General features: G+C 45.4%; 22 protein-coding genes. 8 read left to right on the top strand and 14 right to left on the bottom strand.

The window, feature by feature from the left end:
- Positions 1-576 precede the first annotated feature (576 nt).
- The 3 genes from MKY50_RS04360 to MKY50_RS04350 form a co-directional block, all read right to left on the bottom strand.
- A complete protein-coding gene (locus MKY50_RS04360; protein ID WP_021481197.1) occupies positions 577-861 on the bottom strand; it encodes a YfzA family protein in 285 nt (94 codons plus the stop codon).
- 572 nt (positions 862-1433) lie between these two features.
- Positions 1434-2834 (bottom strand): 23S rRNA (uracil(1939)-C(5))-methyltransferase RlmD, encoded by a 1401-nt coding sequence (gene rlmD / locus MKY50_RS04355; RefSeq protein ID WP_003233644.1) that lies wholly within the window; start codon positions 2832-2834, stop codon positions 1434-1436.
- A 113-nt stretch (positions 2835-2947) separates the two neighbouring features.
- On the bottom strand, positions 2948-3811 hold the full coding sequence (locus MKY50_RS04350) for a DNA-3-methyladenine glycosylase family protein (RefSeq protein ID WP_003233646.1): 864 nt from the start codon (positions 3809-3811) through the stop codon (positions 2948-2950).
- A gap of 117 nt (positions 3812-3928) precedes the next feature.
- Between MKY50_RS04350 and corA the strand changes: the two genes are divergently transcribed.
- Positions 3929-4888, top strand: a complete 960-nt coding sequence (gene corA / locus MKY50_RS04345; protein ID WP_029317480.1) for a magnesium/cobalt transporter CorA — start codon at positions 3929-3931, stop codon at positions 4886-4888.
- Positions 4889-4986: 98 nt separating this feature from the next.
- Entirely contained in the window at positions 4987-5847 is an 861-nt protein-coding gene (locus tag MKY50_RS04340) for an NAD(P)-dependent oxidoreductase (RefSeq protein ID WP_341116220.1), read from the top strand.
- 36 nt (positions 5848-5883) lie between these two features.
- Here MKY50_RS04340 and pdaA read toward each other — a convergent pair whose 3' ends face one another.
- Positions 5884-6675 carry a delta-lactam-biosynthetic de-N-acetylase gene (gene pdaA, locus MKY50_RS04335; protein WP_014479173.1) on the bottom strand — a complete coding sequence of 264 codons (792 nt, stop codon included), beginning with the start codon at positions 6673-6675 and terminating at the stop codon, positions 5884-5886.
- A gap of 100 nt (positions 6676-6775) precedes the next feature.
- On the bottom strand, positions 6776-6961 hold the full coding sequence (locus MKY50_RS04330; protein WP_003223132.1) for an SE1561 family protein: 186 nt from the start codon (positions 6959-6961) through the stop codon (positions 6776-6778).
- Between the two features lie 144 nt (positions 6962-7105).
- On the opposite strand from MKY50_RS04330, the gene yfkAB reads away from it, so the two are divergent.
- Positions 7106-8227 (top strand): radical SAM/CxCxxxxC motif protein YfkAB, encoded by a 1122-nt coding sequence (yfkAB, locus tag MKY50_RS04325; RefSeq protein ID WP_003233655.1) that lies wholly within the window; start codon positions 7106-7108, stop codon positions 8225-8227.
- Positions 8228-9070 (top strand): mechanosensitive ion channel protein MscC, encoded by an 843-nt coding sequence (gene mscC / locus MKY50_RS04320; protein ID WP_010886444.1) that lies wholly within the window; start codon positions 8228-8230, stop codon positions 9068-9070.
- 38 nt (positions 9071-9108) lie between these two features.
- Here the strand turns inward: mscC and MKY50_RS04315 are convergent, their stop codons facing one another.
- Positions 9109-9903, bottom strand: coding sequence for a YfkD famly protein (locus tag MKY50_RS04315; protein ID WP_003233657.1), 795 nt, complete (start codon positions 9901-9903; stop codon positions 9109-9111).
- 70 nt (positions 9904-9973) lie between these two features.
- The gene (gene cax, locus MKY50_RS04310) at positions 9974-11029 is read right to left on the bottom strand and encodes a calcium/proton exchanger (RefSeq protein ID WP_003233658.1); all 1056 of its coding nucleotides are present in this window, start codon (positions 11027-11029) and stop codon (positions 9974-9976) included.
- A 167-nt stretch (positions 11030-11196) separates the two neighbouring features.
- Between cax and MKY50_RS04305 the strand changes: the two genes are divergently transcribed.
- Complete coding sequence (locus MKY50_RS04305; protein WP_163138475.1) at positions 11197-12372, top strand: MFS transporter; 1176 nt, start codon at positions 11197-11199, stop codon at positions 12370-12372.
- Between the two features lie 198 nt (positions 12373-12570).
- Here MKY50_RS04305 and MKY50_RS04300 read toward each other — a convergent pair whose 3' ends face one another.
- From MKY50_RS04300 to yfkJ, 3 genes are read right to left on the bottom strand one after another with little or no spacing between them, the layout of a single operon-like run.
- Entirely contained in the window at positions 12571-13398 is an 828-nt protein-coding gene (locus tag MKY50_RS04300) for a YihY family inner membrane protein (protein WP_003242564.1), read from the bottom strand.
- A gap of 23 nt (positions 13399-13421) precedes the next feature.
- Positions 13422-13742 (bottom strand): hypothetical protein, encoded by a 321-nt coding sequence (locus MKY50_RS04295; RefSeq protein ID WP_003233665.1) that lies wholly within the window; start codon positions 13740-13742, stop codon positions 13422-13424.
- A 17-nt stretch (positions 13743-13759) separates the two neighbouring features.
- On the bottom strand, positions 13760-14230 hold the full coding sequence (yfkJ, locus tag MKY50_RS04290; protein ID WP_019712686.1) for a protein-tyrosine-phosphatase: 471 nt from the start codon (positions 14228-14230) through the stop codon (positions 13760-13762).
- 202 nt (positions 14231-14432) lie between these two features.
- Between yfkJ and MKY50_RS04285 the strand changes: the two genes are divergently transcribed.
- The gene (locus tag MKY50_RS04285) at positions 14433-14648 is read left to right on the top strand and encodes a DUF1128 domain-containing protein (protein WP_010330293.1); all 216 of its coding nucleotides are present in this window, start codon (positions 14433-14435) and stop codon (positions 14646-14648) included.
- A gap of 92 nt (positions 14649-14740) precedes the next feature.
- Positions 14741-15931, top strand: coding sequence for an MFS transporter (locus MKY50_RS04280; protein ID WP_160244135.1), 1191 nt, complete (start codon positions 14741-14743; stop codon positions 15929-15931).
- A 37-nt stretch (positions 15932-15968) separates the two neighbouring features.
- Here MKY50_RS04280 and yfkM read toward each other — a convergent pair whose 3' ends face one another.
- Complete coding sequence (gene yfkM, locus MKY50_RS04275; RefSeq protein WP_043940070.1) at positions 15969-16487, bottom strand: general stress protein 18; 519 nt, start codon at positions 16485-16487, stop codon at positions 15969-15971.
- A 242-nt stretch (positions 16488-16729) separates the two neighbouring features.
- Here yfkM and MKY50_RS04270 point away from each other — a divergent pair, with 242 nt between their 5' ends.
- On the top strand, positions 16730-21118 hold the full coding sequence (locus MKY50_RS04270; protein ID WP_341116219.1) for a multifunctional 2',3'-cyclic-nucleotide 2'-phosphodiesterase/3'-nucleotidase/5'-nucleotidase: 4389 nt from the start codon (positions 16730-16732) through the stop codon (positions 21116-21118).
- A gap of 37 nt (positions 21119-21155) precedes the next feature.
- Here MKY50_RS04270 and MKY50_RS04265 read toward each other — a convergent pair whose 3' ends face one another.
- The 3 genes from MKY50_RS04265 to treC all read right to left on the bottom strand — a co-directional run bounded on the left by MKY50_RS04265 (position 21156) and on the right by treC (position 24386).
- Complete coding sequence (locus MKY50_RS04265) at positions 21156-21821, bottom strand: NAD(P)H-dependent oxidoreductase (protein ID WP_029726870.1); 666 nt, start codon at positions 21819-21821, stop codon at positions 21156-21158.
- Positions 21822-21960: 139 nt separating this feature from the next.
- A complete protein-coding gene (gene treR / locus MKY50_RS04260) occupies positions 21961-22677 on the bottom strand; it encodes a trehalose operon repressor (protein ID WP_003233679.1) in 717 nt (238 codons plus the stop codon).
- A gap of 20 nt (positions 22678-22697) precedes the next feature.
- Positions 22698-24386 (bottom strand): alpha,alpha-phosphotrehalase, encoded by a 1689-nt coding sequence (gene treC / locus MKY50_RS04255; protein WP_341116218.1) that lies wholly within the window; start codon positions 24384-24386, stop codon positions 22698-22700.
- Positions 24387-24397: the final 11 nt, after the last annotated feature.

Genomic DNA, 24397 nt, shown 5'->3' with positions numbered 1-24397 from the left:
ATATATTGTGGTTAACACTGGCGCTGACCTTCGTCTTTCTTAGTGGCCTTACTTTTGAACTTTTTGGATAAAAAGAATTCCAACCTAAATAGAATATCATATGAGTTCTCCATATTACCAACGCAAAATAATTGCCCTGTTATTGAAGATAAGATATTTAACACTACACCATATCCGTATCTCTATATCATATTTGCGGAAAAACTAATAGAGATAAAGCAAATTGAGTTGGGGGTGGTATAACTGAGTACTCAAGAGAATAAAAAAAACTCTACTTAAGCTGCTACCACTTATGAATCACATGGAGTAAAGAGGATGAGAAGAGAAAATAAATCCTTATTTAAAAGAATTCAAGAACTTCAATCTGAATCATTTGGGATTTGCTCATGATTTAGAAAATAACCAACGCAGCAAGTGGCAACCTACTATATATTTGTATAGGGTTATAATTCGGTAATCCTGATCCAGAACCAATAAAATAGACTGCTGACTAAATGTCGCAGTCTTCACTCATAAGATAATTAAGAAAGTGTTCATTTTCTTTCATCATTAAATAAGGCATCAGAAGTTATTGCTTTAATTTCGAATATCCTTTGTTATCCCTGTAATTATTTGTATAATAGTGAAAACTCCCAAGAAAACAGTAATAATATTAAACCATGGATTATCATAGAATGAAAGATATGTTTGAAAGAAATCTAGTTCAACTATGTTTGCTGGGAATCCATTCATTTCTCTATACTTAGGACCCCATCCCGTTAATTCTACAAAATTAAAATAAAGCTGAGATACTAAAAATGCCAAAAATGTTTGAAACCAACTTCTTTTATATAACGGTCGTTTTTTATATACTTTATCCATTTAGTTATCCATTTCCTTCTCTGCAATACTTTTTAGCTAGTATAACCATTGTTGGTATTACTGTAATAGTTTTTATCGTCTCGGCACTATTATTTTAGTGCTCATACGTTATTCATTTTAAAATGGGGTTGGCCATCATTTTCACCTCTTTCGTTTATTACAATGTTTCAACTTTTTACATCGAATGACTCTTGAAATGATATACGCCATACCTTTCCTTATATTCCTATAATCAATATTTCACACGTAATAACTGCAAGTCAATATATAATTTTACAAATTATGAAAAATATATCTATGATTTTACATCATTTTACTCATGTATTTTAATCATACTGGAAGGAAATTTTTCCGGTTAAATAACGCTTTTTTTCACCCGCTTTTCAACACGTTTTTTCAATTCTTTTCGCCAGTTAAAATAAAGATCTCCGAGAAAAGAAGGAAGATAAAATTGGGGAAAGACAGTTAGGACAAGGGCTGCGCACGAAAAAGACCCGGAAATCGGAATTGTTTATTTTACCGAAATCCAGGTCTTATTAGGAAAACTATTTTATGACTGGGAAATGTTCTTTTTAGTTAGACGATTTCAATACAAGTCTCGCCACTGCTTCAACATGCGCCGTCTGCGGAAACATATCGACAGGCTGAATATAGTCCACGCGATAGTCCTTCGACAGCGTCTGCAAATCCTTTGCAAGCGTGGATGGATTGCAGGAAACGTAGACAAAGCGTTTCGGTTTGACTTTTTTGATCGTGTCCAGGAACGTGCTGTCACAGCCGGTTCTTGGCGGGTCTACGATGACGACGTCCGGGCGGAAGCCTTCTTTCGTCCATTTCGGGAGCCAGTGCTCGGCTGTTCCTGTTACGTATGTGGCATTTGCCATGCCGTGTTTTTTGGCGTTTTTCTTGGCATCGTCAATTGATTCCTTGATGACGTCCATGCCGCGGACTTCCTTCGCTCCGTCCGCAACCCACATGCCGATAGTGCCGACGCCGCAATACGCATCAACGACTTTTTCTTTTCCGGTCAGCTGCGCCGCTTTTTTCACTTCATCATACAGCTTGACGGTCTGTTCCGGATTGAGCTGGAAGAAAGCGCGGGCGCTCAATTCAAAAGATACGTCGCCGAGCACTTCTTGAATCACTGTTTTTCCGGCGAGCTGTTTTGTTTTCTCACCAAAAATCACTGAGGTTTTCGCCCCGTTTACATTCTGAATAATGGATTTGACCTCTGGCAATCGCTTTTGAATCGCTTTGACGATTTCTTCCTTGTGCGGAAGCGTTTCTTTTGCGGTTACAAGCACGACCTGCACTTCGCCTGTTTCAAAGCCGACTCTCGTCACGATCGTGCGAACGTCGCCTTTTCGTTTTCTTTCATTATAAACAGACACATTGAAGTCCTCTAAAATGCGGCGGACGATGCCTGTTGTTTTGTTCGTTGCCGGATGCTGAACGATACAGTCTTTAATCGGCACGATATCATGAGAATCAAGGCCGTATAAGCCGGCGATGATGCTGCCGCTTTGCGAGCGCCCAATCTGGAATTGACTTTTATTGCGGTAATTCCACGGGTTGTCCATGCCGATCGTTTCTTTGATTTCCATGTTTTCAACTTTAAACTTCGTATGGCGTTCAAGAGACTGAATGACGATATCGCGTTTTTCCCGAAGCTGCTGGCTGTATGCAAGGTGCTGAAGCTGACAGCCGCCGCATTGCTCATAAACAGGGCAAGGCGGTGCCACCCGGTGCTCAGATGCCTTGCGGATTTTCTTAATGCGGCCCTCCGAAAACTTCGGCTGGACCTTTGTGGCCTGCACAACAACTTCTTCGCCAGGAAGCGCACCGGGCACGAAGACGACTTTTTTCTTAAAATAGCCGACACCTTCTCCGTTAATGCCGAGACGCTTAATCGTCAGCGGAAAAGTTTGTCCGACCTTCAGTTCGACGGGCGCCTGTTTCTTTTGTTGGTTCACGTTGTTCTCTCCGTTTCTATATGAAGCTTTCTGCGGATGGCAGAAAGTGAAATGGTTTTTTCACATCTTTCTAGTATAACACGTTTGCAGGATTTCCTTCATTGTCAGACGAATTATTCTATACTCCTCCACAAATACAAAGACGCATAGCTTAAATAAGGCTCCCACTCCTTGCTCATCGCCAGCATGACATCCTTTGCCGGCTTATCGTCCAGCTGAAAGTGGCGTTTGATGGCATTCTGGAGGCCGATATCGGCAAGCGGGAATAAATTGGGACGGCCAAGTCCGAACATGAGGACGTTTTGCACGGTCCACGGGCCGATACCCCTGATTTTGATCAGTTTCTTCATAATGTCTTCATCCGCCATATGCGGCAGCTCTGACAAGCTGAGTGTGCCTTCTGCGATCATCCTTGATGTATCAATGGTGTATTCCGCTTTTCTCATGCTGAATTGCAGATCACGCAGATCCTGATAATCGAGTTCCGCAATCGTTTCCGGCTTTGGATAGCACCACACGCCATCCTTCTGCTCGCCAAACGCATGAACAAACCGTTCTGTTAGCGTGTAAGCGAAGGAAAGATTGAGCTGCTGGTGGATAATGCATTTCATCATGCAGTTGTACACGCTGTAGTCCAGAACAAGCGGCGTCCCGGCATGCTCTTCAAAAATGGCGGACAGGCTCGTTTTTGAAAAATGATCCAGAACGTGCTGCAAATGATTTTCCCATTGAAAAATCCGCTTGATTTCCTTCATCATTTCTCCCTGATCCGTTTCCCCGCTGACGAGGAACTCAGGCTCGCCCGCATGTCCTAACGCCTGTACCTTTACAATACATACGTCCCCCGCTTGATTTCTGATTGGCACACGGACTTCCCTCGCCTCTCGATCAACAGCATTGAGGGGGTCTAAAGACAGCCTGTCCAGCACGCGGTCAAAATGATACGGAGGCGTGACAGATACTTTTTCCTTCCACATGAGATCCACCCTTTTTCCGTTTTTGTTCAGTATAACATGCCACTGGAATTAGGCAGAGAGTACCGTATACTTTTCTCATAAAGACCGCATGATATAATGGCAGGTGGAGGGTTGTTTATGATCAACATTACCGCAATCACAACAGAGCATCAGCTGCTGAAAAATATACCGATCGAACGAGTGGAACAGCCTGATATTGCATGGTACTGGGTTGATTTTTACGGCCCGGAGGATACGGAAACGGCGTTATTGAGAGATTTTTTTCATTTTCACCCGCTTGCCATTGAGGATTGCTTCCAGCATATGCAGCGGCCGAAGCTTGACCATTATGACGGCTATCGTTTTTACGTGATTCATGCGCTGAATAAGGAAACACTTGAAATGGAGGAAGTCGATATCTTTCAAGGCGAAAAATTTGTCGTCACCTTTCATTTACACGAAACGCCAGGTATCGCTAAAGTCCGGGAGCGTTTGTATGCTTCACCGGACATATTGAAAAAAGGGCCCGGGCATATTTCTTATATGATCATGGATCAGCTTGTTGATGAATATTTTCCTCTCGTGTATAAAATTGAAGACCGGCTGAATGAAATTGAAGAAAGCCGTCCCCACAAAACGTATGGAACGCTGATGAACGAGGTGTTTGATCTCAGAACAGACCTATTGCATTTGAGACGGACGATTATCCCGATGCGTGATTTGCTCTACCGGATTTTAAGCCTTGACCATGTGAAAGAGCAGCGGGAAACGAAAGCCTATTTCAGCGACATATATGATCATTTGTTAAAGTTGTCTGAAATTGTGGAATCCAACCGTGACATGACGTCTGACTTGCGTGACAGCTACGTGACGCTAAACTCAAACCGGATGAATGCGATTATGATGACACTGACGATCGTATCAACCATTTTTATCCCGCTCACCTTTATTGCCGGTGTATACGGTATGAACTTCGACTTTATGCCGGAACTGCATTGGAAATACGGATATTTCGCTGTACTTGGCCTGATGGCCGCGCTTGTGATTGGAATGCTGATTTGGTTTGTACATAAAGGATGGTTCAATATTTTTAAATGAGGACAGCGAGCAGCTGTTCTTTTTTGTTGTAAGCCGATCGCTATGCATATTCTGTTCATATTGTTTATAATGGAAAAAATATTCAGGGAGTGATCAGATTGAAAATTGCTGTCATCGGACTCGGCAATATGGGACAGCCCATTGCCCGAAATGTTCTTCAAGCAGGCTACGAATTGACTGTCTATAACCGGACGAAACAAAAGACAGAAGACCTTGTCACAGAAGGCGCACAGGCAGCTGATACGCCGCGGCTGGCGGCAAAGTCCGCTGATATTGTCATTACTATGCTTGCAGATGATGATTCTGTCAGCGCCGTGACATTCGGAGAAGACGGGCTGCTTGAAGGATTAGCAGAGAACGGCATTCACATCTCGATGAGCACAATCAGTGTTGAGTTCTCAGAAAAGCTCGCAGCAGCTCATGCAGAGAAAGGACAATTTTTTCTCGCCGCTCCTGTTCTTGGCAGACCGGATGCCGCAGCCAAAGCCGCGCTCCGTATCATAACAGCCGGACCGGCGGAAGCAAAGCAAGCTGCCAAGCCTCTGCTCGACAGCCTGAGCCAGCAGGTATTTGACGTCGGCGAAGAAAGCAAGACGGCAAATGCAGCCAAAATCAGCATCAATTTCTTGCTTGTGTCCATGCTGGAGGCGTTATCTGAATCCTTTTTAATGATGGAGAAATACGGCTTAGAACAAAAACAATTTTTAGAAATCGCCAGCGCGCTCTTTGGTTCTCCAGTCTATCAAAATTACGGAACCATTATGGCCGAGCAGAAATTTGAGCCGGCCGGCTTCAAAATGTCTTTAGGGCTGAAGGATACCAACCTGGCACTCGCCGCCGCAAAACGGGTTTCTGCAAATCTTCCTCTTGCCGAGCTGGCCAAGAGCCATTTTGAAAGCGGGATTGAACAGGGCTTCGGAGATCTGGACTGGGCCGCACTGATTAAATGTATAAAATAAAGAAAAGCCTCTCCATTTCAGGAGAGGCTCTTCTCATTACAAGGACGGCATCTTCATTTCTTTCTCAAACATCAGATCATCAATGCTTTTAAAAGTGTAGCCCTGTTTTTTCAGATCTGTAATCGCGTCATCCAGTGCTTCAGCATTGTCCCTTGATACGGTGTGCAGCAGGTAAATGGCTCCCGGGTGCGCCTGCTTGATCATATGATCGTAGGCATATTTCTTCCCCTTTTGGTTGTTGATTTTCCAATCAACAAAAGCGACCGACCAGAAAACGGTTTGATAGCCGAGGCGTTTCGTTTCTTTCAGTACGTACTCACTGAACACGCCACGCGGCGGACGCAAGTACAGATTGTCCTGCTTTCCCGTAATTTTATAAACCTCTTCGTTGACTGAATCTAGTTCATCCTGAATCTGATCAGCTGTTTTTGTCGTTAAATCCGGATGGTGAAAGGAATGGTTGCCGATAATATGGCCCTCATCTGACATACGTTTGATCAGCTGAGGCTGGTCCTTTACGAAATGCCCGGTGACAAAAAACGTTCCTGTTACGCGATGTTTTTTTAAGACATCAAGCACTTTTGGCGTATAGCCATTTTCATATCCGTTATCAAACGTTAAGTAAATCGTTTTTTCCTTTGTATTCCCTAAATAAAACGCGTCATATTTTTCAATTAAACTGTTCAGCTGCTTCCCGGCATCTGGCGGCTGATGATTGACACTTCGTTTAAAGCCCCAATTAATCGGCTCATTCGGCACCGCTTCCGCCTGTGCTGCACCTCCGGCAAGCAATACGGCGGCGCAGCATATTGAACACATCCACTTCATGGCCAGCGCTCCTTCTGCATTTTTTCTTATTTTACAGATAGGGGCTTTGTTTTATACTGTTGCTTTATGCCAATAAAAAAACCGCGGCGGGCGCGCGGTTTTATTCCCAATCTTTTTTAAAACGTTCGTATTTGGCTTCCAGGTCATCAAGCATGCTGATGAGCCTGTCTATATCTTCAACGTCGGTTGCTTCAGGGTCTAATGAATCGATGACGTTCATAAACATGTCAAGTCTGTTCTTTAAATAATCAATCTGCTGATCTTTATTGTTTACGGCGTTCCCCATTCTGTTCCTCCATTCATTTTTTATTATGGTAGCTCATTTTTTGCCGTTTTTCAATCGCCGCGCTACTTGCGATCTTGGCAAATCAGGTCTAAAATTAACTGTTGGCAGCGTTAGTATGCCCATTTATAAAGGAGTTAGATAGTCATGACACAAAACACGAAGCTGCGTCCGATTACGCCCGAGTTTGACCCTTGGGAAGCCTATATGGATGTTGACCAATACGGAGACATGCAGCTGACAAACGTTGAATTCACAACGACGACACTGTGCAATATGAGATGCGAGCATTGTGCTGTAGGCTATACATTGCAGCCTAAAGACCCGAATGCTCTGCCAATAGATCTTCTGTTAAAACGGCTGGAGGAAATCCCGCGCCTCAGATCCATCAGCATCACAGGCGGAGAGCCGATGCTTTCGTTGAAATCAGTAAAAGAATATGTTGTTCCTTTATTGAAATATGCCCATGAACGGGGTGTGCGGACACAAATTAATTCAAATCTGACCCTCGACATCGAGCGGTACGAATGGATCATTCCGTATCTCGATGTGCTACATATTTCTCATAACTGGGGTACAGTTGAAGATTTTGCTGAAATCGGCTTTGCCATGATGGACAGAAAACCGACCTTCGAACAGCGCGCGCGCTATTTTGAAAAAATGATCGAAAACAGCCGCACGCTCGTGGATGCCGGAGTAATGGTATCTGCGGAAACGATGCTGAACAAACGAACTCTTCCGCATATTGAGCATATTCACCGCCAAATCACAGAAGATATGAAATGTCAGCGTCACGAGGTCCACCCAATGTATCCAAGCGATTTCGCAAGCGCTCTTGAATCCCTCAGCCTGAAAGAGATGAGACAGGCCATTCACCGCTTGCTGGATATTCGTGATGAAAATACGTGGATGCTGTTCGGAACGCTGCCGTTTTATGCCTGCAGTCCGGACGAAGACGACCAAAAGCTGCTTCGCCGGCTTCGCGCGGCGAAAAACGTCACAGTGCGAAATGACCCTGACGGCCGATCCCGCCTGAATGTGAACATTTTCGACGGAAACATTATCGTGACCGATTTCGGTGATACCCCGCCGCTTGGCAACATTCAGACGGACAGCCTCCCTTCCGCCTATGAAAAGTGGAGAGAGACCAAGCTTGCGAAGGAACTAAGTTGCCACTGCCCGAATGTCCGGTGCCTCGGACCGAATGTTCTTGTCAAAAACAGTTATTATCAGGATACAGACTTCACAAAACGTCAAGCCAGGAGTTAGATGCGGATGAAAGAAACACTTACGGAGATTTTTCAAAATAAAATCGTCGATATTCTCCTCGTTGCCGTTATCCTTTGGATCGGTGTCTTTATCATCAACCGGCTGGTACAGCTATTTTTTAAACGGACGGATTTTATTGAAGAAAAAAAGGAAAAAACGATTGAAAGCCTTGTCCGTTCTGTCACCCAGTATACGGCGACAATTGGTTTTATCTTTTACGTTATTTCTTTATTTGTGCATGATTTCGGCAAGATATTGGCCGGGGCGGGCGTAGCAGGTATCGTGATCGGTTTTGGCGCCCAATCGCTGATCAAAGATGTGCTGGCTGGTGTGTTCTTAATATATGAACGCCAGCTGCACAAAGGCGATTATGTCACCGTCAACAACTTGTTCAACGGGACAGTGGAGGAAATCGGCCTCCGCTCGCTGCAAATCCGGGAATGGAGCGGGAAGCTGCTCACCATCAGCAACGGCGAGGTCAGACAAATAGAGAACTATAATATTGATTTTATGCGGATTACCGAATCCTTTCTTATCAGCTTTAAAGAAGATCCGGACCGCGTGTACAGCGTGTTGGAAGAGGCATGTGACATGCTGAATGAAGAGCTTCGTGATTCATTGAAGCGGGATGAATTCGGCAATCCGACAGAACCATTTCAAATCCACGGCATCACCGCATTGAATAAAATCAATCGCGGCGTCGAATTTACGGTTAAAGGCATGGTGAAAGATGATGATTATTTCAGTGCCAGCCTTGCAGTAAGACGGGTTCTCGTTCGCCAGCTCTACCAAAACAATGTGCAAATGCTTGAGGAAGCGGTCCGAATTGAGAGAACCCAATAAACAAAAAAACTGATTCCGAGTTGGAATCAGTTTTTTATTTATCTTGGCAGTGAGGAAAGCTGAAAACCAAACGTGACATGATCTTGAACTGGAATCCACGCGCCGATTCCCTGTGACGTGACATTTTTCACGACGAGTTTTCGTTTATTTCCTTTCAGCACTAAGTACACTTCTCCGTAAGTCACTTTTCCTTTTTCATTCACAGCCGGTGCATATGCATGTAAATAACCGATTTTTTTAGGAGCGACTTTATAAATCTGATCCCGTTTTGTGCCAGCCCCAATGACCGTCTCAAATGCAAGCGGAAGGTTCGTTTTCTTCATTGCTTTTTGCATCATCATGCTTTTGACATCTTCAGCATTTGGAACTTTAGCTGTGAGGCCGCCCTTCACTCTGTACTGCTGTTCCTGGGCATAATGCATTTCAGCCGTTTCTTTCCCGCCGCGGTTATCCGCACGGTTTGTATTGATTTTTTTATATTCCCAGTTTGCGACTGTTTCATTTGATTCATAGCCGAGCGCCCATTTCCCGAGAAATATTGTCGCCCGGTACCCTACTGCAAGCGGTGTGCCGGATATGTTGGATTCATTCAGCATTTTGATGAGATGCGGATTTTCAATCTTCACCTCAGAATGATCGAGCAATTCCTTTGCCAGCTTGCTCGGCTGAAGCATTGGCTGATCCTGTGAAGCATTCGGATACGTGTTTTCCTTTGAAATGCTTGCGACAGAATTAGGAACCTTAAACTGCTTTTTCGCGTGGATGGGCTGAACGCCGAAAAAACTAAAGAATAACAACACGATAAGTGTGGAATGAAATAGCTTTTTCATCATATCACTCTTTCTATGGCATTTTCCCTTAGTCTTTTCATCCCGCTTTGTTGTTATCCATCATTTTTTCAGGTTAAAGAAGGAAAAAGCCGATCGCCATAATGACATATGCAGCAAGCAGTGTCGCCCCTTCAAACCAGTTGGAATCCCCGTCATTCGAAATCGCGATCATCAAGAGAACCGCTGATACCATCGCGACGAGCTCCGGCAATGTAAATACAAGCGGCATGCTTGTCGGAAAAAAGATAGAACAGATGACGAGAACCGGTGCGACAAACATAGCGATCTGCAGCGTAGAGCCGACTGCAATTTCAACCGCAATGTCCATTTTATTTTTGAAGGCCATAATAATCGCTGACGCGTGCTCCGCCGCATTTCCTACAATCGCCACGATGATGACCCCGATAAACAGCTCGCTCCACCCGAACTGTTCAGCAACCGAGTGAAAGGTATGGACCAGGTTTTCGGATATGTATGCAACCACAATCGTTGCCGCAAACAAGACAATCGTCGCAACCTTCCCTGACCATTCCGGCTCTTCCTCTTCTTCAGACTGAGCGGCATTATTCGGCTGATAAACGCCCCGATGCGTGACAAGTTTAAAGTACAGCGCCGCCACATACAACAGAATCATAATGATGCTGATGCCGATGCTTAAATTGAGCTTGCTGGCGTTTCCCATACCAACAGAGAATACCTCCGGAATCACAAAGGCGACAATGATGGCAAAAATCAGAAGCCCGGAGTTATGGCGGGCATCATGGATATTAAATTCCTGCCGCTTATATTTTAAACCGCCGACAAAAAACGATAGGCCCGCTACCAGCAACAGGTTCCCCAGCACTGAACCGGTTAAAGAGGCAAGCACGATTCCTGTCAGGCCTTCTTTTAATGCAAAAAGGGAAATAATCAGCTCCACCGCATTCCCGAAGGTGGCATTCAACAAACCGCCGATACGCGGTCCTGCAATGATGGACAGTGATTCTGTCGCCCTCCCCATATAGCTTGCAAGCGCGATAATCGTCACGCAATAAACTGCAAATAGAACCGCGGAAGGCCAATGCATCAAACTGCCAATCACAGAAAGCGGAACACCGGCCGCCACTAAAATAAAAAAGATACGATTCATGGTGAAATAGCTCCTTTTTTATGACTTGTTTTATTTTTATTCTTCACAAAAACCTTCATGATTACACGAGGGCAAATGTATAGCGTGATATAGGCTTTTTTCAGGTTGCCTGCTTTTGGAAAACATTGTACGATCAACATAGATTCCACATAAGGAGAACTGACACGATGTCACGATTTCATTTCTTTATCCTTGTCTTGCTCGTATCCATTTCCGGGTTTTCACAAGGCATGCTGCTGCCTGTCATTTCAATCATTTTTGAAACAAATGGAGAATCCGCTGCTATCAACGGCCTGCACGCGACCGGGCTGTATATCGGTGTGCTTTTGGCTTCGCCGTTTATGGAAGCGCCGCTCAGAAAGCTCGGGTTCAAGCCGCTGATCGTCATGGGCGGAAGCATTGTCATTTTAAGCTTATTCGGATTTACTTGGCTTCAGTCAGTTTGGGTTTGGTTCCTGCTTCGCCTGTTCATTGGGATCGGCGACCACATGCTTCACTTTTCTACGCAAACGTGGGTGACCTCCATGTCATCAAAACAAAATCGCGGAAGAAATCTGTCTATTTATGGGCTTTCCTTCGGCCTTGGCTTTGCCGCAGGCCCGTTCATGGTGCCGCTTGTCAAGCTGAGTCCGTCGCTTCCTTTTATCGTGTCCGGCTGCATCAGTCTGTTTGCGTGGCTTTTTGTTTTCTTTCTACAAAATGCATACCCGGAAACCAGTCCTCATGAAACCAAATCAGACAATAGTTTCAGGCGATTTTATCAGGCCATGCTGTTTGGATGGGTTGCCTTTATGCCTACATTTGGCTACGGCTTTCTGGAAACGGCGCTGAACGGAAGCTTTCCGGTGTACGCGCTCCGTTTGGGGATATCAGTAGACGCAGTAGCGATCATCCTTCCCGCATTTGCGATTGGAAGCATTATTTTTCAGTTTCCGCTCGGCATCCTCAGCGATAAATACGGCAGGCGGAATGTGCTGATGGTGATTTTACTGACTGGGGCTCTTTGCTTTTTCATCGCCGGTGTATTTCCTTCGCCCTACGTGATCGGCGGCTGCTTTTTTATTGCAGGAATGGCAGTCGGATCAACCTTTACACTTGGCATCAGCTATATGACAGACCTTCTTCCGCCTCACCTCCTGCCGGCGGGGAACCTGCTTTGCGGCATTACATTCAGTCTCGGCAGCATCCTCGGCCCGGTTGCCGGCGGCTGGTATATGCAGACATTTGAAAGCGCAAACTTGTTCTACTTCATTACTCTCACGCTTAGCGCTGTGTGGCTGGCCCTTGTGCTGGGCAAACCGAAAAGCTGGTCACCGGCTGAAACCTATTCTTCATCTTCTTAATCAAAAAGCCTCCCGACATCATGTCAGGAGGCTTTTATGCTAATGGTAGCCGTTTTGTCCGTTGGCGCTTCCGCTTGTTTTATTGCTCGATTTGCTTTTCGAATTTTGTTTGTTATGGCTTCCGCCTTTTTTCGTATGCTTGGTCATCACGATATCCCCCCGACTTCTTTTTGAACCGAAGTTCGTTTATAGGGTGCGCTAATGGTAGGGATTTTCATCAGGAAGCTTTTTACGTTTATGTAAAAGAGCGTTGATTTCTCCGCCTAGGATAATTAAAATGCCGCTCAAGTAAAACCAAATCATCAGAACGATGATTCCCCCGATGCTCCCGTAAGTGGCGCTATAGTTCGCAAACGTGCTGACGTAAAACGAAAACAGTGTGCTGACAATAATCCAGCCGATGGTCGCAAAGACCGCACCCGGCATGACAAACCGGAGAGACAGCTTTTTGTTCGGCGCAATCACATACAGCGCGGAAAAAACAATCAAAAGCACAAGCGGGCTGACACCCCAGCGAATGGCGGCCCAGACGGATAAAAACAGATCCGACGCGCCGACAAAGTCAGAAGCGAGCCTTCCAATCTCCCGGCCAAATACCGGCAGAAGCAAAGCCACTAAAATCGTAAATACCATGGCAATCGTCAAAAAAATCGAGGTTAGACGAACAATGATAAAAGAGCGGTTTTCTTCCACATCATACGCGTGGTTCAGCGACCGGACGATCGCGTTCATTCCATTAGACGCAGACCATAATGCGGCGATAATCCCGAATGACAGCAAACCGCCATTTCGATTATTTAAGGTTTGATGGGTAATGGATTCAACGAGAGACATCGCACTGGCGGGAGCATATTGTTCTATGACTCCTAAAACATCATCGGTAGAAAGCGGAAGATACGCGGTGAGCGTCAGCATAAAAATCAAAAACGGAAACAGTGACAATAGAAAAAAATACGCCAGCTCCGCTGATTTACTTTGTCCTTCATGAAGGGTGTATCTGCTGAAAAGCTCTTTCAAAAAACTCATGTCGTCTCACCTCGCATGTTTGATCATTTTTTTGAAAAATGCTCTTTCGTTTCTTGCACGAGTTCCATCACTTGCGGCGTTGTTTTCTTCAGCTCTTTCACCTGCTGGTTCACAAAGTCGACTTCCTTTGAAAGCGTTTGGGCGAGCTTTTTGGCCTCATCCACTTTTGTGATAACAGTGTTTTTTAACAGCTCCGGATTGCTTTTATACAGTGAAAGTTTATGCTTGCATGTCAGCCATCTCATGCCGCACGCCTGTCTTGTCGGCTTATGGAGCAGTGATAACGCCGCACCTGCCGCAGCTCCGAGAAATATCCCTTTCAGCATTAAACGTTCGTTGTTCATGCAAATTCTCCTTTCACTCACAATTGTTTTTCTTTTTGAATAGACGCAAGCAGATGCTCACAGCCCGATTTGATTAATTGGCAGACTTCTTCAAAATTCCCTGTGTAGTAAGGATCGGGAACGTCGGCAAGATCTGAATCTTCAACATAGTCCAAAAGCCTTTTGATATGTGAGGTGTTTTTAAATCCCGCCATGCTTCTGAGACTTCCGATATTTTCTGCATCCATTGCAATGATGTAATCAAAATCGGCAAGATCCTGTTCGCTGACTTGACGCGCCAGCATGCCATCAAAACTGATTCCTTCTCTGCGCAATATCTCCTGCGTTCCCTCATGCGGCGGATTGCCGATGTGCCAGCCGCCGATTCCCGCTGAGTCCGCCTTGATTTTCTCCTCTAATCCTTTTTTGGCTGCAAGGTCCCGAAAAATCGCTTCCGCCATCGGAGACCGGCAAATGTTTCCTAAACAAACAAATAACACGCTTATCATGTTGTCCAACCTCCCTATTCTTTGCCCCTATTTCTCTAAAAAGAAACCTTCATGAATATCTTAGTAGGATGTTCATTTTCTTTTCAACTGATGTCTTCACTTTTTTGGAATTAAAAGCCTGCTTTTAGAATAGGGTTTTTTTCTGATGGAATTCTGTTAGAATAAAACATACCTATATTGCGCATAGAAAGGATGGAACCATTTGTCCAGCCCAAATACAGAAACATTAACTCAAATGATTGAAGAGATTTCCCAAAAGCTGAACATGCTGAACGTCGGCGTAATCAAAGCGGAGGATTTCAGTGATGAGAAGATTGAAGACCTCACGTACCTTCACAGCATGGTGATGAAAAAAGAATCATTCAGCCCAAGTGAAATGCAGGCGATTGCTCAAGAATTAGCCTCGCTTCGTAAATAATGGAGACTGGCCGGAAACTCGGCGAGTCTTTTTTATCATTTCCCCAAACCAAAACAGCAAAGTGTTCGAATAAGATTTGAAGGAGTACAAGCATGCAAACGACATCTATCAAAACAGCATCCGGAATGTATATCAACTACTTCTTTCTGGGGATGGTCAACATCATTCTCGCATCCAATATGTCTTCATTAACAAAACAGTGGAATACCGATCCGACCGGCATCAGTTATGTCATTGCCGCTATCGGGTTTGGCAAACTGCTGACATACGGCATTTCCGGAGTTCTATCAGATAAAATCGGCAGAAAGCCGCTTGTTGTCGCTTCTGCGGGAATTATGGCCGTCTTTTTAGTCGGTATTCCTTTATCACCGAGCTATGAGCTGGCGTTTGTGTTCGCCTTATTAGCCGGAGTCGCAAATTCAGCGATGGATGCCGGAACATATCCGGCCCTAACCGAGCTCTTTCCGTCTGCTTCCGGTTCGGCGAATGTCTTGGTCAAAGCCTTTATGTCTGTCGGGGCCGCACTTTTGCCGCTTTTGATCACATTTTTATCAGACCACAGCATGTTTTACGGATTTGCTTTTTATCTGCCGGCAGCGGTCTATCTCCTGAATATTATTTATTTATCAACGCTTTCGTTTCCTAAAAAACATAAGAAACCAACTAATAGCGGCCAACAGGAATCTCCCGTTTTCTTGTCTGAACCCGTTTTTCAGAAAGAAGGCACCGCACTGATTATCATCGGTTTTACATCCACGGCTTTATTTACGGTTTCTCAAATCTGGCTCCCGAGCTACGCGCAAAAGGCAGCCGGTTTAGCTGAATCAGCATCTGTACAATTGCTGAGCTATTATAGTATAGGATCTCTGGCATCTGTTTTATTATTAGCCGTTTTGCTGAACAGATGGGTCAAACCTGTCTTCATAACGCTCTTATATCCTATTATTACTTTATGTACGCTCGCAGTCATGCTGACCGTTCATATCCCAGTTGTGCTGGACATCACTGCCTTTTTCTTAGGCTTTTCAACTGCGGGTGTGTTTCAAATTACCATTACGTTAATGACAGAGCTTTTCTGGAAGCGAAAAGGAACCGTTACCGGAATTGTAGCGACCGCTTCAAGCCTTGCATCGATTCTGCTGCCGATTGCAACAGGGCTTATCGCAAAAGCGGGGGGCATCGCCCATATTTTCATATTCGACTTCGGCATTGCGGTCATCGGAACGGCTGCAGCTGCTTTCTTGTATTACAGGTACAAGAAACTGACAGGTCCCCAAGCCTAAGCAACAAAAAACGGACGCCCAAGAGCGTCCGTTTTTCTTATTTCTCAAGCAATGCCAAAGATTCGCGGTTAAATGCCGGAATGTCGTCCGGTGTTCGGCTTGTAACCAGTTGATCCTGGCAAACAACCACTTCCTTGTCCACAACGTCGGCACCGGCGTTTTCCATGTCAACACGAATGGACGTATAGCCTGTCGCTTTTCGGCCGTCGAGCGCTTTCGCATTGATTAAAAGCTGCGGGCCGTGGCAAATGGCGAATACCGGTTTTTTGTCAGTCATAAACGCTTTTGTAAATTGGACGAAACGATCGTCAGCGCGAAGCTGGTCTGGTGAAAATCCTCCGGGAATCAAAAGCGCATCAAAGTCTGAAGGGTTTACGTCGTCAATGGACGCGTCAACCGTCACTTCCGCTTTTCCCTGCTTGCCTTTTACTGTTTTTCCTTTTTCTTTTTCGATGACAGTCAGTTCATGTCCCGCTTCTTTAAAGGCTTTCGCAGGCTCAGTGTACTCGCTGTCCTCAAAATAATCTGTTAAAACAACTGCAATTTTTTTCCCCATGATTCATAACCTCCCGCTTTATATGTCTACATAAAACACTCTACCCCAGCCACACTAAAATAAACATTCCGCGATTGTGGCAAACGATAAGCATAAATACCCAGTATTTGTCGCTTGATACTGATACATAATACTCATTTTTCTCCCTTTTACAATAATCATAAAGAAACACCTACAAATAGTTACAAAATATTCTTACAATAGGAGCTGTAACACAAATTTCGTTGAAAGGTGGAGAACTGGTGAGAATACAGAAAAGACGAACACACGTCAGAAACATTCTCCGTATTCTTTTGCCCCCAATTATGATACTTAGCCTAATCCTCCCAACACCACCCATTCATGCAGAAGAAAGCGCGGCTCCTCAGGTGCATCTGAATATTTTGGCTACGACTGATATTCATGCCAACATGATGGATTACGATTACTACAGCGACAAAGAAACGGCGGATTTCGGTCTGGCGAGAACAGCGCAATTGATCCAAAAGCACCGCGAGCAAAACCCTAACACCCTGCTTGTGGATAACGGCGACTTGATTCAAGGGAATCCGCTGGGTGAATACGCGGTGAAATATCAAAAAGACGACATTATCTCCGGCACGAAAACCCATCCGATTATCAGCGTCATGAATGCGCTGAAATACGACGCCGGAACGCTTGGCAATCATGAATTCAACTACGGGCTCGACTTTCTCGACGGCACAATCAAAGGAGCCGATTTCCCGATTGTAAATGCCAACGTCAAAACAACTAGCGGCGAAAACCGTTATACGCCGTATGTGATTAATGAAAAAACCCTCATTGATGAAAACGGTAATGAGCAGAAAGTAAAAGTCGGTTACATAGGCTTTGTCCCGCCGCAAATCATGACATGGGACAAAAAAAATCTCGAGAGGCAGGTTCAGGTGCAGGATATCGTAGAATCCGCCAATGAAACGATCCCGAAAATGAAGGCGGAAGGCGCAGATGTCATTATTGCCCTCGCCCACACCGGCATTGAAAAGCAGTCACAATCATCAGGTGCAGAAAACGCCGTATTTGACCTTGCCACCAAAACGAAAGGCATTGACGCGATTATCTCGGGCCATCAGCACGGACTCTTTCCTTCCGCCGAGTATGCGGGTGTTGCTCAGTTCGATGTGGAAAAGGGAACAATTAACGGCATTCCTGTCGTCATGCCAAGCAGCTGGGGCAAATATTTAGGCGTGATTGACCTCAAGCTTGAAAAGGCGGACGGCTCATGGAAGGTAGCAGATTCCAAAGGAAGTATTGAATCTATTGCTGGCAACGTCACATCAAGAAACGAAACCGTTACAAACACCATTCAGCAAACACACCAAAACACACTGGAGTATGTCCGAAAGCCAGTCGGCAAAACCGAAGCAGATATTAACAGCTTCTTTGCACAGGTCAAAGATGATCCTTCCATTCAGATCGTGACTGACGCGCAAAAATGGTATGCCGAAAAAGAAATGAAGGATACCGAGTACAAGGACCTGCCGATTTTATCCGCTGGAGCGCCGTTTAAAGCAGGCGGCAGAAACGGAGCCAATTACTATACAAACATTCCAGCCGGAGATCTTGCGATTAAAAATGTCGGTGACTTGTATCTTTACGATAATACTGTTCAAATCGTCAAGCTGACAGGCAGCGAGGTCAAGGACTGGCTGGAGATGTCAGCAGGCCAATTCAATCAAATTGATCCAGCCAAAGGCGGCGATCAGGCCTTGCTGAACGAGAATTTCCGCTCATATAATTTTGACGTGATTGACGGTGTCACATATCAGGTCGATGTGACAAAACCGGCTAAATACAATGAGAACGGAAAAGTGATCAATGCGGATTCATCCCGGATCATCAACCTTTCCTATGAAGGCAAGCCGATCAGCCCAAGCCAGGAATTTCTCGTGGTCACCAATAACTATCGTGCGTCAGGAGGCGGCGGTTTCCCTCATCTGACGAGTGATAAAATTGTCCACGGCTCTGCGGTTGAAAACAGGCAGGTGCTGATGGATTACATTATTGAACAAAAAACAGTCAATCCAAAGGCAGACAACAACTGGTCAATCGCGCCTGTTTCCGGCACGAATGTGACGTTTGAATCCTCGCTTTTGGCCAAGCCATTTGCCGATAAAGCAGACGACGTCGCTTATGTAGGCAAGTCTGCGAATGAAGGCTATGGTGTGTATAAGCTGCAATTCGATGATGATTCAAATCCAGACCCTCCTAAAGAAGGACTGTGGGATCTGACCGTCATGCACACCAATGATACGCACGCACATCTCGATGATGCAGCGAGACGAATGACGAAAATCAACGAAGTACGCAGCGAAACAAATCACAACATTCTCCTTGATGCGGGAGATGTGTTTTCCGGCGATCTGTATTTTACAAAATGGAACGGTTTGGCCGATCTGAAAATGATGAACATGATGGGCTATGACGCCATGACCTTCGGGAACCATGAATTTGATAAAGGCCCGACAGTGCTTTCTGATTTTCTAAGCGGAAACAGCGCAACCGTTGATCCAGCGAACCGCTATCACTTTGAAGCGCCGGAATTTCCGATTGTCAGCGCAAACGTAGATGTGTCAAATGAGCCCAAGCTGAAATCATTTGTCAAAAAGCCGCAAACCTTTACGGCAGGTGAAAAGAAGGAGGCCGGCATCCATCCTTACATTCTGTTAGACGTTGACGGAGAGAAAGTCGCCGTATTCGGCCTGACAACAGAAGATACAGCCACCACATCAAGCCCGGGCAAAAGCATCGTATTCAATGATGCCTTTGAAACAGCACAAAACACCGTCAAAGCGATTCAGGAAGAAGAAAAGGTAAATAAAATTATTGCTTTAACCCATATCGGTCATAACCGTGATCTTGAGCTAGCCAAAAAAGTAAAAGGCATTGACTTGATCATCGGCGGACACACTCACACCCTCGTTGACAAAATGGAGGTCGTAAACAACGAAGAACCGACGATCGTGGCGCAGGCAAAAGAATACGGCCAATTCTTGGGGCGCGTTGATGTCGCGTTTGATGAAAATGGCGTTGTGCAAACAGACAAATCAAATCTGAGCGTGCTGCCAATTGATGAGCATACAGAAGAAAATGCAGAAGCCAAACAAAAGCTCGATCAGTTCAAAAATGAATTAGAGGACGTGAAAAATGAAAAAGTCGGCTACACGGATGTGGCGCTTGACGGCCAGCGTGAGCATGTGCGCACGAAGGAAACAAATCTTGGAAACTTCATTGCGGACGGTATGCTGGCAAAAGCGAAAGAAGCAGCCGGCGCCAGAATAGCGATAACAAATGGCGGCGGCATCAGAGCCGGCATTGACAAAGGTGATATCACACTCGGCGAGGTGCTCAACGTGATGCCGTTCGGCAATACGCTTTACGTGGCCGATTTAACCGGAAAACAAATTAAAGAAGCCCTTGAACAAGGCCTAAGCAATGTGGAAAATGGCGGCGGCGCTTTCCCTCAGGTGGCCGGAATCGAATATACCTTTACATTAAACAACGAACCTGGACACCGTGTGTTAGAAGTGAAAATTGAATCGCCTAACGGAGACAAAGTTGCTATAAATACGGATGATACCTACCGCGTGGCAACAAATAATTTTGTCGGTGCCGGAGGAGACGGATATTCTGTCTTTACAGAAGCCTCCCATGGTGAAGACCTTGGCTACGTTGATTATGAGATTTTCACCGAACAGCTGAAAAAACTAGGAAACAAGGTCTCTCCTAAAGTTGAAGGACGGATCAAAGAAGTATTCCTGCCGACAAAGCAGAAGGACGGCAGCTGGACACTTGATGAAGACAAATTTGCGATTTATGCTAAAAATGCCAACACGCCATTTGTCTATTATGGAATACATGAAGGATCTCAAGAGAAGCCTATCAATCTTAAAGTGAAAAAAGATCAGGTCAAACTTTTGAAAGAAAGAGAGTCAGATCCTTCATTGACGATGTTCAACTACTGGTACAGCATGAAGATGCCAATGGCGAACCTTAAAACCGCAGACACTGCAATCGGAATCAAGTCTACGGGAGAATTGGATGTGTCACTGTCAGATGTATATGACTTTACAGTGAAGCAAAAAGGAAAAGAAATAAAATCATTCAAGGAGCCCGTACAGCTTTCGCTTCGCATGTTTGATATTGAAGAAGCCCATAACCCTGCCATTTATCACGTCGATAGAAAAAAGAAAGCTTTCACAAAGACAGGTCACGGATCAGTCGATGATGATATGGTGACAGGATATACAAACCACTTCAGCGAATACACGATCTTAAATTCCGGTTCAAACAACAAACCGCCGGCATTCCCGTCCGACCAACCGACAGGCGGTGATGACGGCAATCATGGCGGAGGCTCCGACAAACCAGGCGGAAAACAGCCAACTGACGGAAACGGAGGAAATGATACGCCTCCCGGCACTCAACCGACTAACGGCTCTGGTGGAAACGGTTCGGGCGGATCAGGAACAGACGGTCCGGCTGGCGGCCTGCTTCCGGACACAGCCACATCCATGTACTCGATCCTGTTGGCCGGATTTCTGATCAGCGCACTCGGAACGGCAATGTACTTACATCAGAGGAGAAAACAGAATAGAGCGAATCAGGCATAAAAAAAGAGCTGCTCGCTTAGCGAGCAGCTTTCTTTATTTAAACCCACTTCACAACATCTTCAACAGCAGATCTTGTTTTCGGGCGAGGGTCTCTCACTCGATAGCCGAATGCCACCATCACAGAAATATCAAAGCTTCCGTTTTCCAGAAGGCCTTCTTCTTCAAGAATACGGTGGATGTGATCGTACTGGAAGCCTTCGATTGGGCAGGAATCAACACCGATTTGCGCAGCGGCAGTCATCATGTTGCCAAGCGCGATATAGGTTTGTTTTGATGCCCAGTCAAACAATGTTCTGTCACTTTCAAGCAAATGCAAATCGTTTTTCTGGAATTCTTCTGTTTTGCTTAAATAGCCTTCGTACACGTCTTGAGGCATTTGTTTTACTTCTTTTAAATGACGTTTGATGTAGTCCGCATTATATTTGATATCCTTCGCTGTACGCGCAAGAATCAGGACGAAATGGCTTGCGGTCGGCAGCTGCTTTTGCGCGCCCCATGTGTATTCACGAAGCTTCTCGCGGAAATCCGGATTTTGGACGACGACAAATTTCCAAGGCTCAAGGCCGAGTGAGCTCGGAGACAGTCTTCCTGTTTCTAAAATAAATTCAAAATCGCTGTCTGACACTTTTTTATTCGGGTCAAATTCCTTAGTCGCATGCCTGAAATTGTATGCATCCAGAATTTGTTTCTTTAGATCTGCCATGTAAAACACCTCTCCTTTAGGTTACTCTCATCTCTATTGTAGCCATTATGATAAAAAGTAAAAGTACGCACATTTTTGTTGGATAGTATCAATTTTGATACCAAACAAAAAAGCGCGCTGCCGCAGGCAGGCGCCTCTCTCATTTCCCCCGCCGCGCAAAATCAACAAATCGGAATTTGTCGAGACGGTGTCTGCTTTCCGTATATTGAAACAAACTGGTATCCTCCAAAAAGACGTAGTTTCTCACCACGACCATATGGTCATAGCCGCGTAAATCGAGCAGCTCTCTGTCCTCGTCCGTACACGGCTCGGCGACAATTTCTTTTTGGGCGTAACTGATCGAAAGACCGAGCTCTCCTTCTATATACTCATATATGGAGTTTTCACAAATTTCTTTCGTCAGGTGAGGGACATGCTTTCTGAAAAAGTAATCCTTGTCCAAAATCACATGTTCCCCGTCAATCTTTCTAGACCTGATGACTTCCCAGATGTCGTCATCCAGATTGGCCCGGAGCTGTTTTTGGATCAGCTCTGACGGAGGCTCCAGCCCGAATTTGTGTACAGTTGTTTTCGTTTCTTTGCCAAGCGTTTGCGCGAGCTCCTTGAAGCTGACAAGGCCCGAAACGGGAAACTGCATTTTTTCACGGTTGAGCACGACGGAGCCTTTTCCCCTGATTTTCTGGATATAACCGTTTTGCGCGAGCATATGAAGCGCCTTTCGGACCGTTTCTCTTGATGTACCGTACTGTGCGGTCAACTCATGTTCAGACGGAAGAATCTCCTCCGCTTTCCATCGGCCGCCTTCAATTTGCTGTGCGATGTCTTTATAAATTGTGATGAATTTATTCACCTTCATTATGGACCACCCAGCTTAGTTTAACACGGTTTCGTTAAACGATAAACAATGGACTCATACGGGCGAAGCGTCATGTTCTGAAGCCCTTCCCTTGCTTCATCGTTCGTCAACAGCACCTCTGCCTTCCATTCGTCAGGCGCTAAAGAGTCCGGCAGTGTAAAGGCCGCCTCTGTCCCGTAAAAATTATTGATCACGAGCAGCTTTTCATTGCTGCCGTGTCTGAGATACGCAAAAATGTTCGGGTCATCCTTTGCGATTAACTCATACGTTCCCTCTGTCACAATGTCATACATTTTGCGAATCTGAATCAATTTTTGATAATGGTAAAACACCGAATTTTGATCCCTCAGCGCCGCTTCAGCATTGATTTCCCGGTAATTTCCTGCAACCGGTATCCATGGTGTGCCCGTTGTAAAACCGCCATTCTCCGTAGCATCCCACTGAACGGGGGTTCTGGAATTGTCACGGGATTTCGCCTGCAAAATGGCTGTGATCTCTTGATCAGCCATTCCTTTTTCCTTAAAGGCGTGATACATGTTCAGCGATTCGACATCCCGATAGGAACTGATGTCATTAAACTTCGGATTCGTCATCCCCAGCTCCTCGCCCTGATAAATATAAGGCGTGCCCTGCATCATATGAATGGCCGTAGCAAGCATTTTCGCCGATTTCACCCTATATGCGCCATCATCTCCATATCTTGATACAACGCGCGGCTGATCATGATTGCACCAGAACAGAGCGTTCCATCCCCCTCCTGCGTGCATCCCCGTTTGCCAGTCGGATAGGATCTCCTTCAGCTTCAAAAAGTCAAACGGCGCCAAGGCCCATTTTTCGCCGTTGGGATAGTCAACCTTGAGATGATGGAAGCTGAATGTCATATCAAGTTCTTTATTGTCAGGATTCGTATACCGGATACAGTGGTCTACGGTTGTTGAAGACATTTCACCGACCGTCATGCTGTCGTAATGCGAAAACACCTTTTCGTTCATTTCATGCAGAAATTCGTGCACCCGCGGCCCGTCAGTGTAAAAAGAGCGGCCATCGCCGCCGTCCTCCGCATCCGGAAAGCGCTGATCTTTAGAAATCAGGTTGATGACATCAAGCCTGAAGCCGTCTATTCCCTTTTCAAACCAAAAATACATCATGTCATAGACATGCTTTCTGACCTCTTCATTTTCCCAATTCAAATCAGCCTGCGTCACGTCAAACAGATGCAAATAGTATTGGCCCGACGCTTCGTCAAGCTCCCATGCCGAGCCGCCGAATTTCGATTCCCAGTTCGTCGGAAGAGAACCGTTTTCCTCCGGGTCTTTCCATATATAAAAATCACGATACGGGCTGTCTATTGAAGAGATCGCCTCGCGAAACCATTTGTGCTCTGTTGACGTATGATTGACAACAAGATCCATGACGATTTTCAGGTCTCTTTTATGTGCTTCGGACACTAGCCGCTCAAAATCCTCCATCGTTCCGTATTCAGGATAAATCGAGTAATAATCACGAATATCGTACCCATTATCATGCTGAGGAGAATCATAAATCGGCGTCAGCCAAAGCACATCCACCTGAAGTGTTTTTAAGTAATCCAGCTTTTCAATAATGCCGTTCAAATCGCCGACACCGTTTCCCGTCGTATCGTTAAAGCTTTTCGGATAAATTTGATAAACCACAGCTTTTTTCCACCATGGCGTTTGTTCTGTTTTCATCTGTCTCCACC

The organism is Bacillus sp. FSL R7-0685 (assembly GCF_038002425.1).
Taxonomy (GTDB): domain Bacteria; phylum Bacillota; class Bacilli; order Bacillales; family Bacillaceae; genus Bacillus; species Bacillus subtilis.
The sequence above is the reverse complement of the archived record's forward strand: the minus strand, read 5'-3'. Positions and strand labels throughout refer to the sequence as shown.

Bases quoted from the DNA above. Each gene is read 5' to 3' on its own strand.
- MKY50_RS04360 (WP_021481197.1), bottom strand. From the start codon at position 861: ATGGATAAAGTATATAAAAAACGACCGTTATATAAAAGAAGTTGGTTT.
- MKY50_RS04350 (WP_003233646.1), bottom strand. From the start codon at position 3,811: ATGTGGAAGGAAAAAGTATCTGTCACGCCTCCGTATCATTTTGACCGC.
- corA (WP_029317480.1), top strand. From the start codon at position 3,929: ATGATCAACATTACCGCAATCACAACAGAGCATCAGCTGCTGAAAAAT.
- pdaA (WP_014479173.1), bottom strand. From the start codon at position 6,675: ATGAAGTGGATGTGTTCAATATGCTGCGCCGCCGTATTGCTTGCCGGA.
- MKY50_RS04330 (WP_003223132.1), bottom strand. From the start codon at position 6,961: ATGGGGAACGCCGTAAACAATAAAGATCAGCAGATTGATTATTTAAAG.
- yfkAB (WP_003233655.1), top strand. From the start codon at position 7,106: ATGACACAAAACACGAAGCTGCGTCCGATTACGCCCGAGTTTGACCCT.
- mscC (WP_010886444.1), top strand. From the start codon at position 8,228: ATGCGGATGAAAGAAACACTTACGGAGATTTTTCAAAATAAAATCGTC.
- MKY50_RS04315 (WP_003233657.1), bottom strand. From the start codon at position 9,903: ATGATGAAAAAGCTATTTCATTCCACACTTATCGTGTTGTTATTCTTT.
- cax (WP_003233658.1), bottom strand. From the start codon at position 11,029: ATGAATCGTATCTTTTTTATTTTAGTGGCGGCCGGTGTTCCGCTTTCT.
- MKY50_RS04305 (WP_163138475.1), top strand. From the start codon at position 11,197: ATGTCACGATTTCATTTCTTTATCCTTGTCTTGCTCGTATCCATTTCC.
- MKY50_RS04300 (WP_003242564.1), bottom strand. From the start codon at position 13,398: ATGAGTTTTTTGAAAGAGCTTTTCAGCAGATACACCCTTCATGAAGGA.
- MKY50_RS04295 (WP_003233665.1), bottom strand. From the start codon at position 13,742: ATGAACAACGAACGTTTAATGCTGAAAGGGATATTTCTCGGAGCTGCG.
- yfkJ (WP_019712686.1), bottom strand. From the start codon at position 14,230: ATGATAAGCGTGTTATTTGTTTGTTTAGGAAACATTTGCCGGTCTCCG.
- MKY50_RS04280 (WP_160244135.1), top strand. From the start codon at position 14,741: ATGCAAACGACATCTATCAAAACAGCATCCGGAATGTATATCAACTAC.
- yfkM (WP_043940070.1), bottom strand. From the start codon at position 16,487: ATGGGGAAAAAAATTGCAGTTGTTTTAACAGATTATTTTGAGGACAGC.
- MKY50_RS04265 (WP_029726870.1), bottom strand. From the start codon at position 21,821: ATGGCAGATCTAAAGAAACAAATTCTGGATGCATACAATTTCAGGCAT.
- treR (WP_003233679.1), bottom strand. From the start codon at position 22,677: ATGAAGGTGAATAAATTCATCACAATTTATAAAGACATCGCACAGCAA.
- treC (WP_341116218.1), bottom strand. From the start codon at position 24,386: ATGAAAACAGAACAAACGCCATGGTGGAAAAAAGCTGTGGTTTATCAA.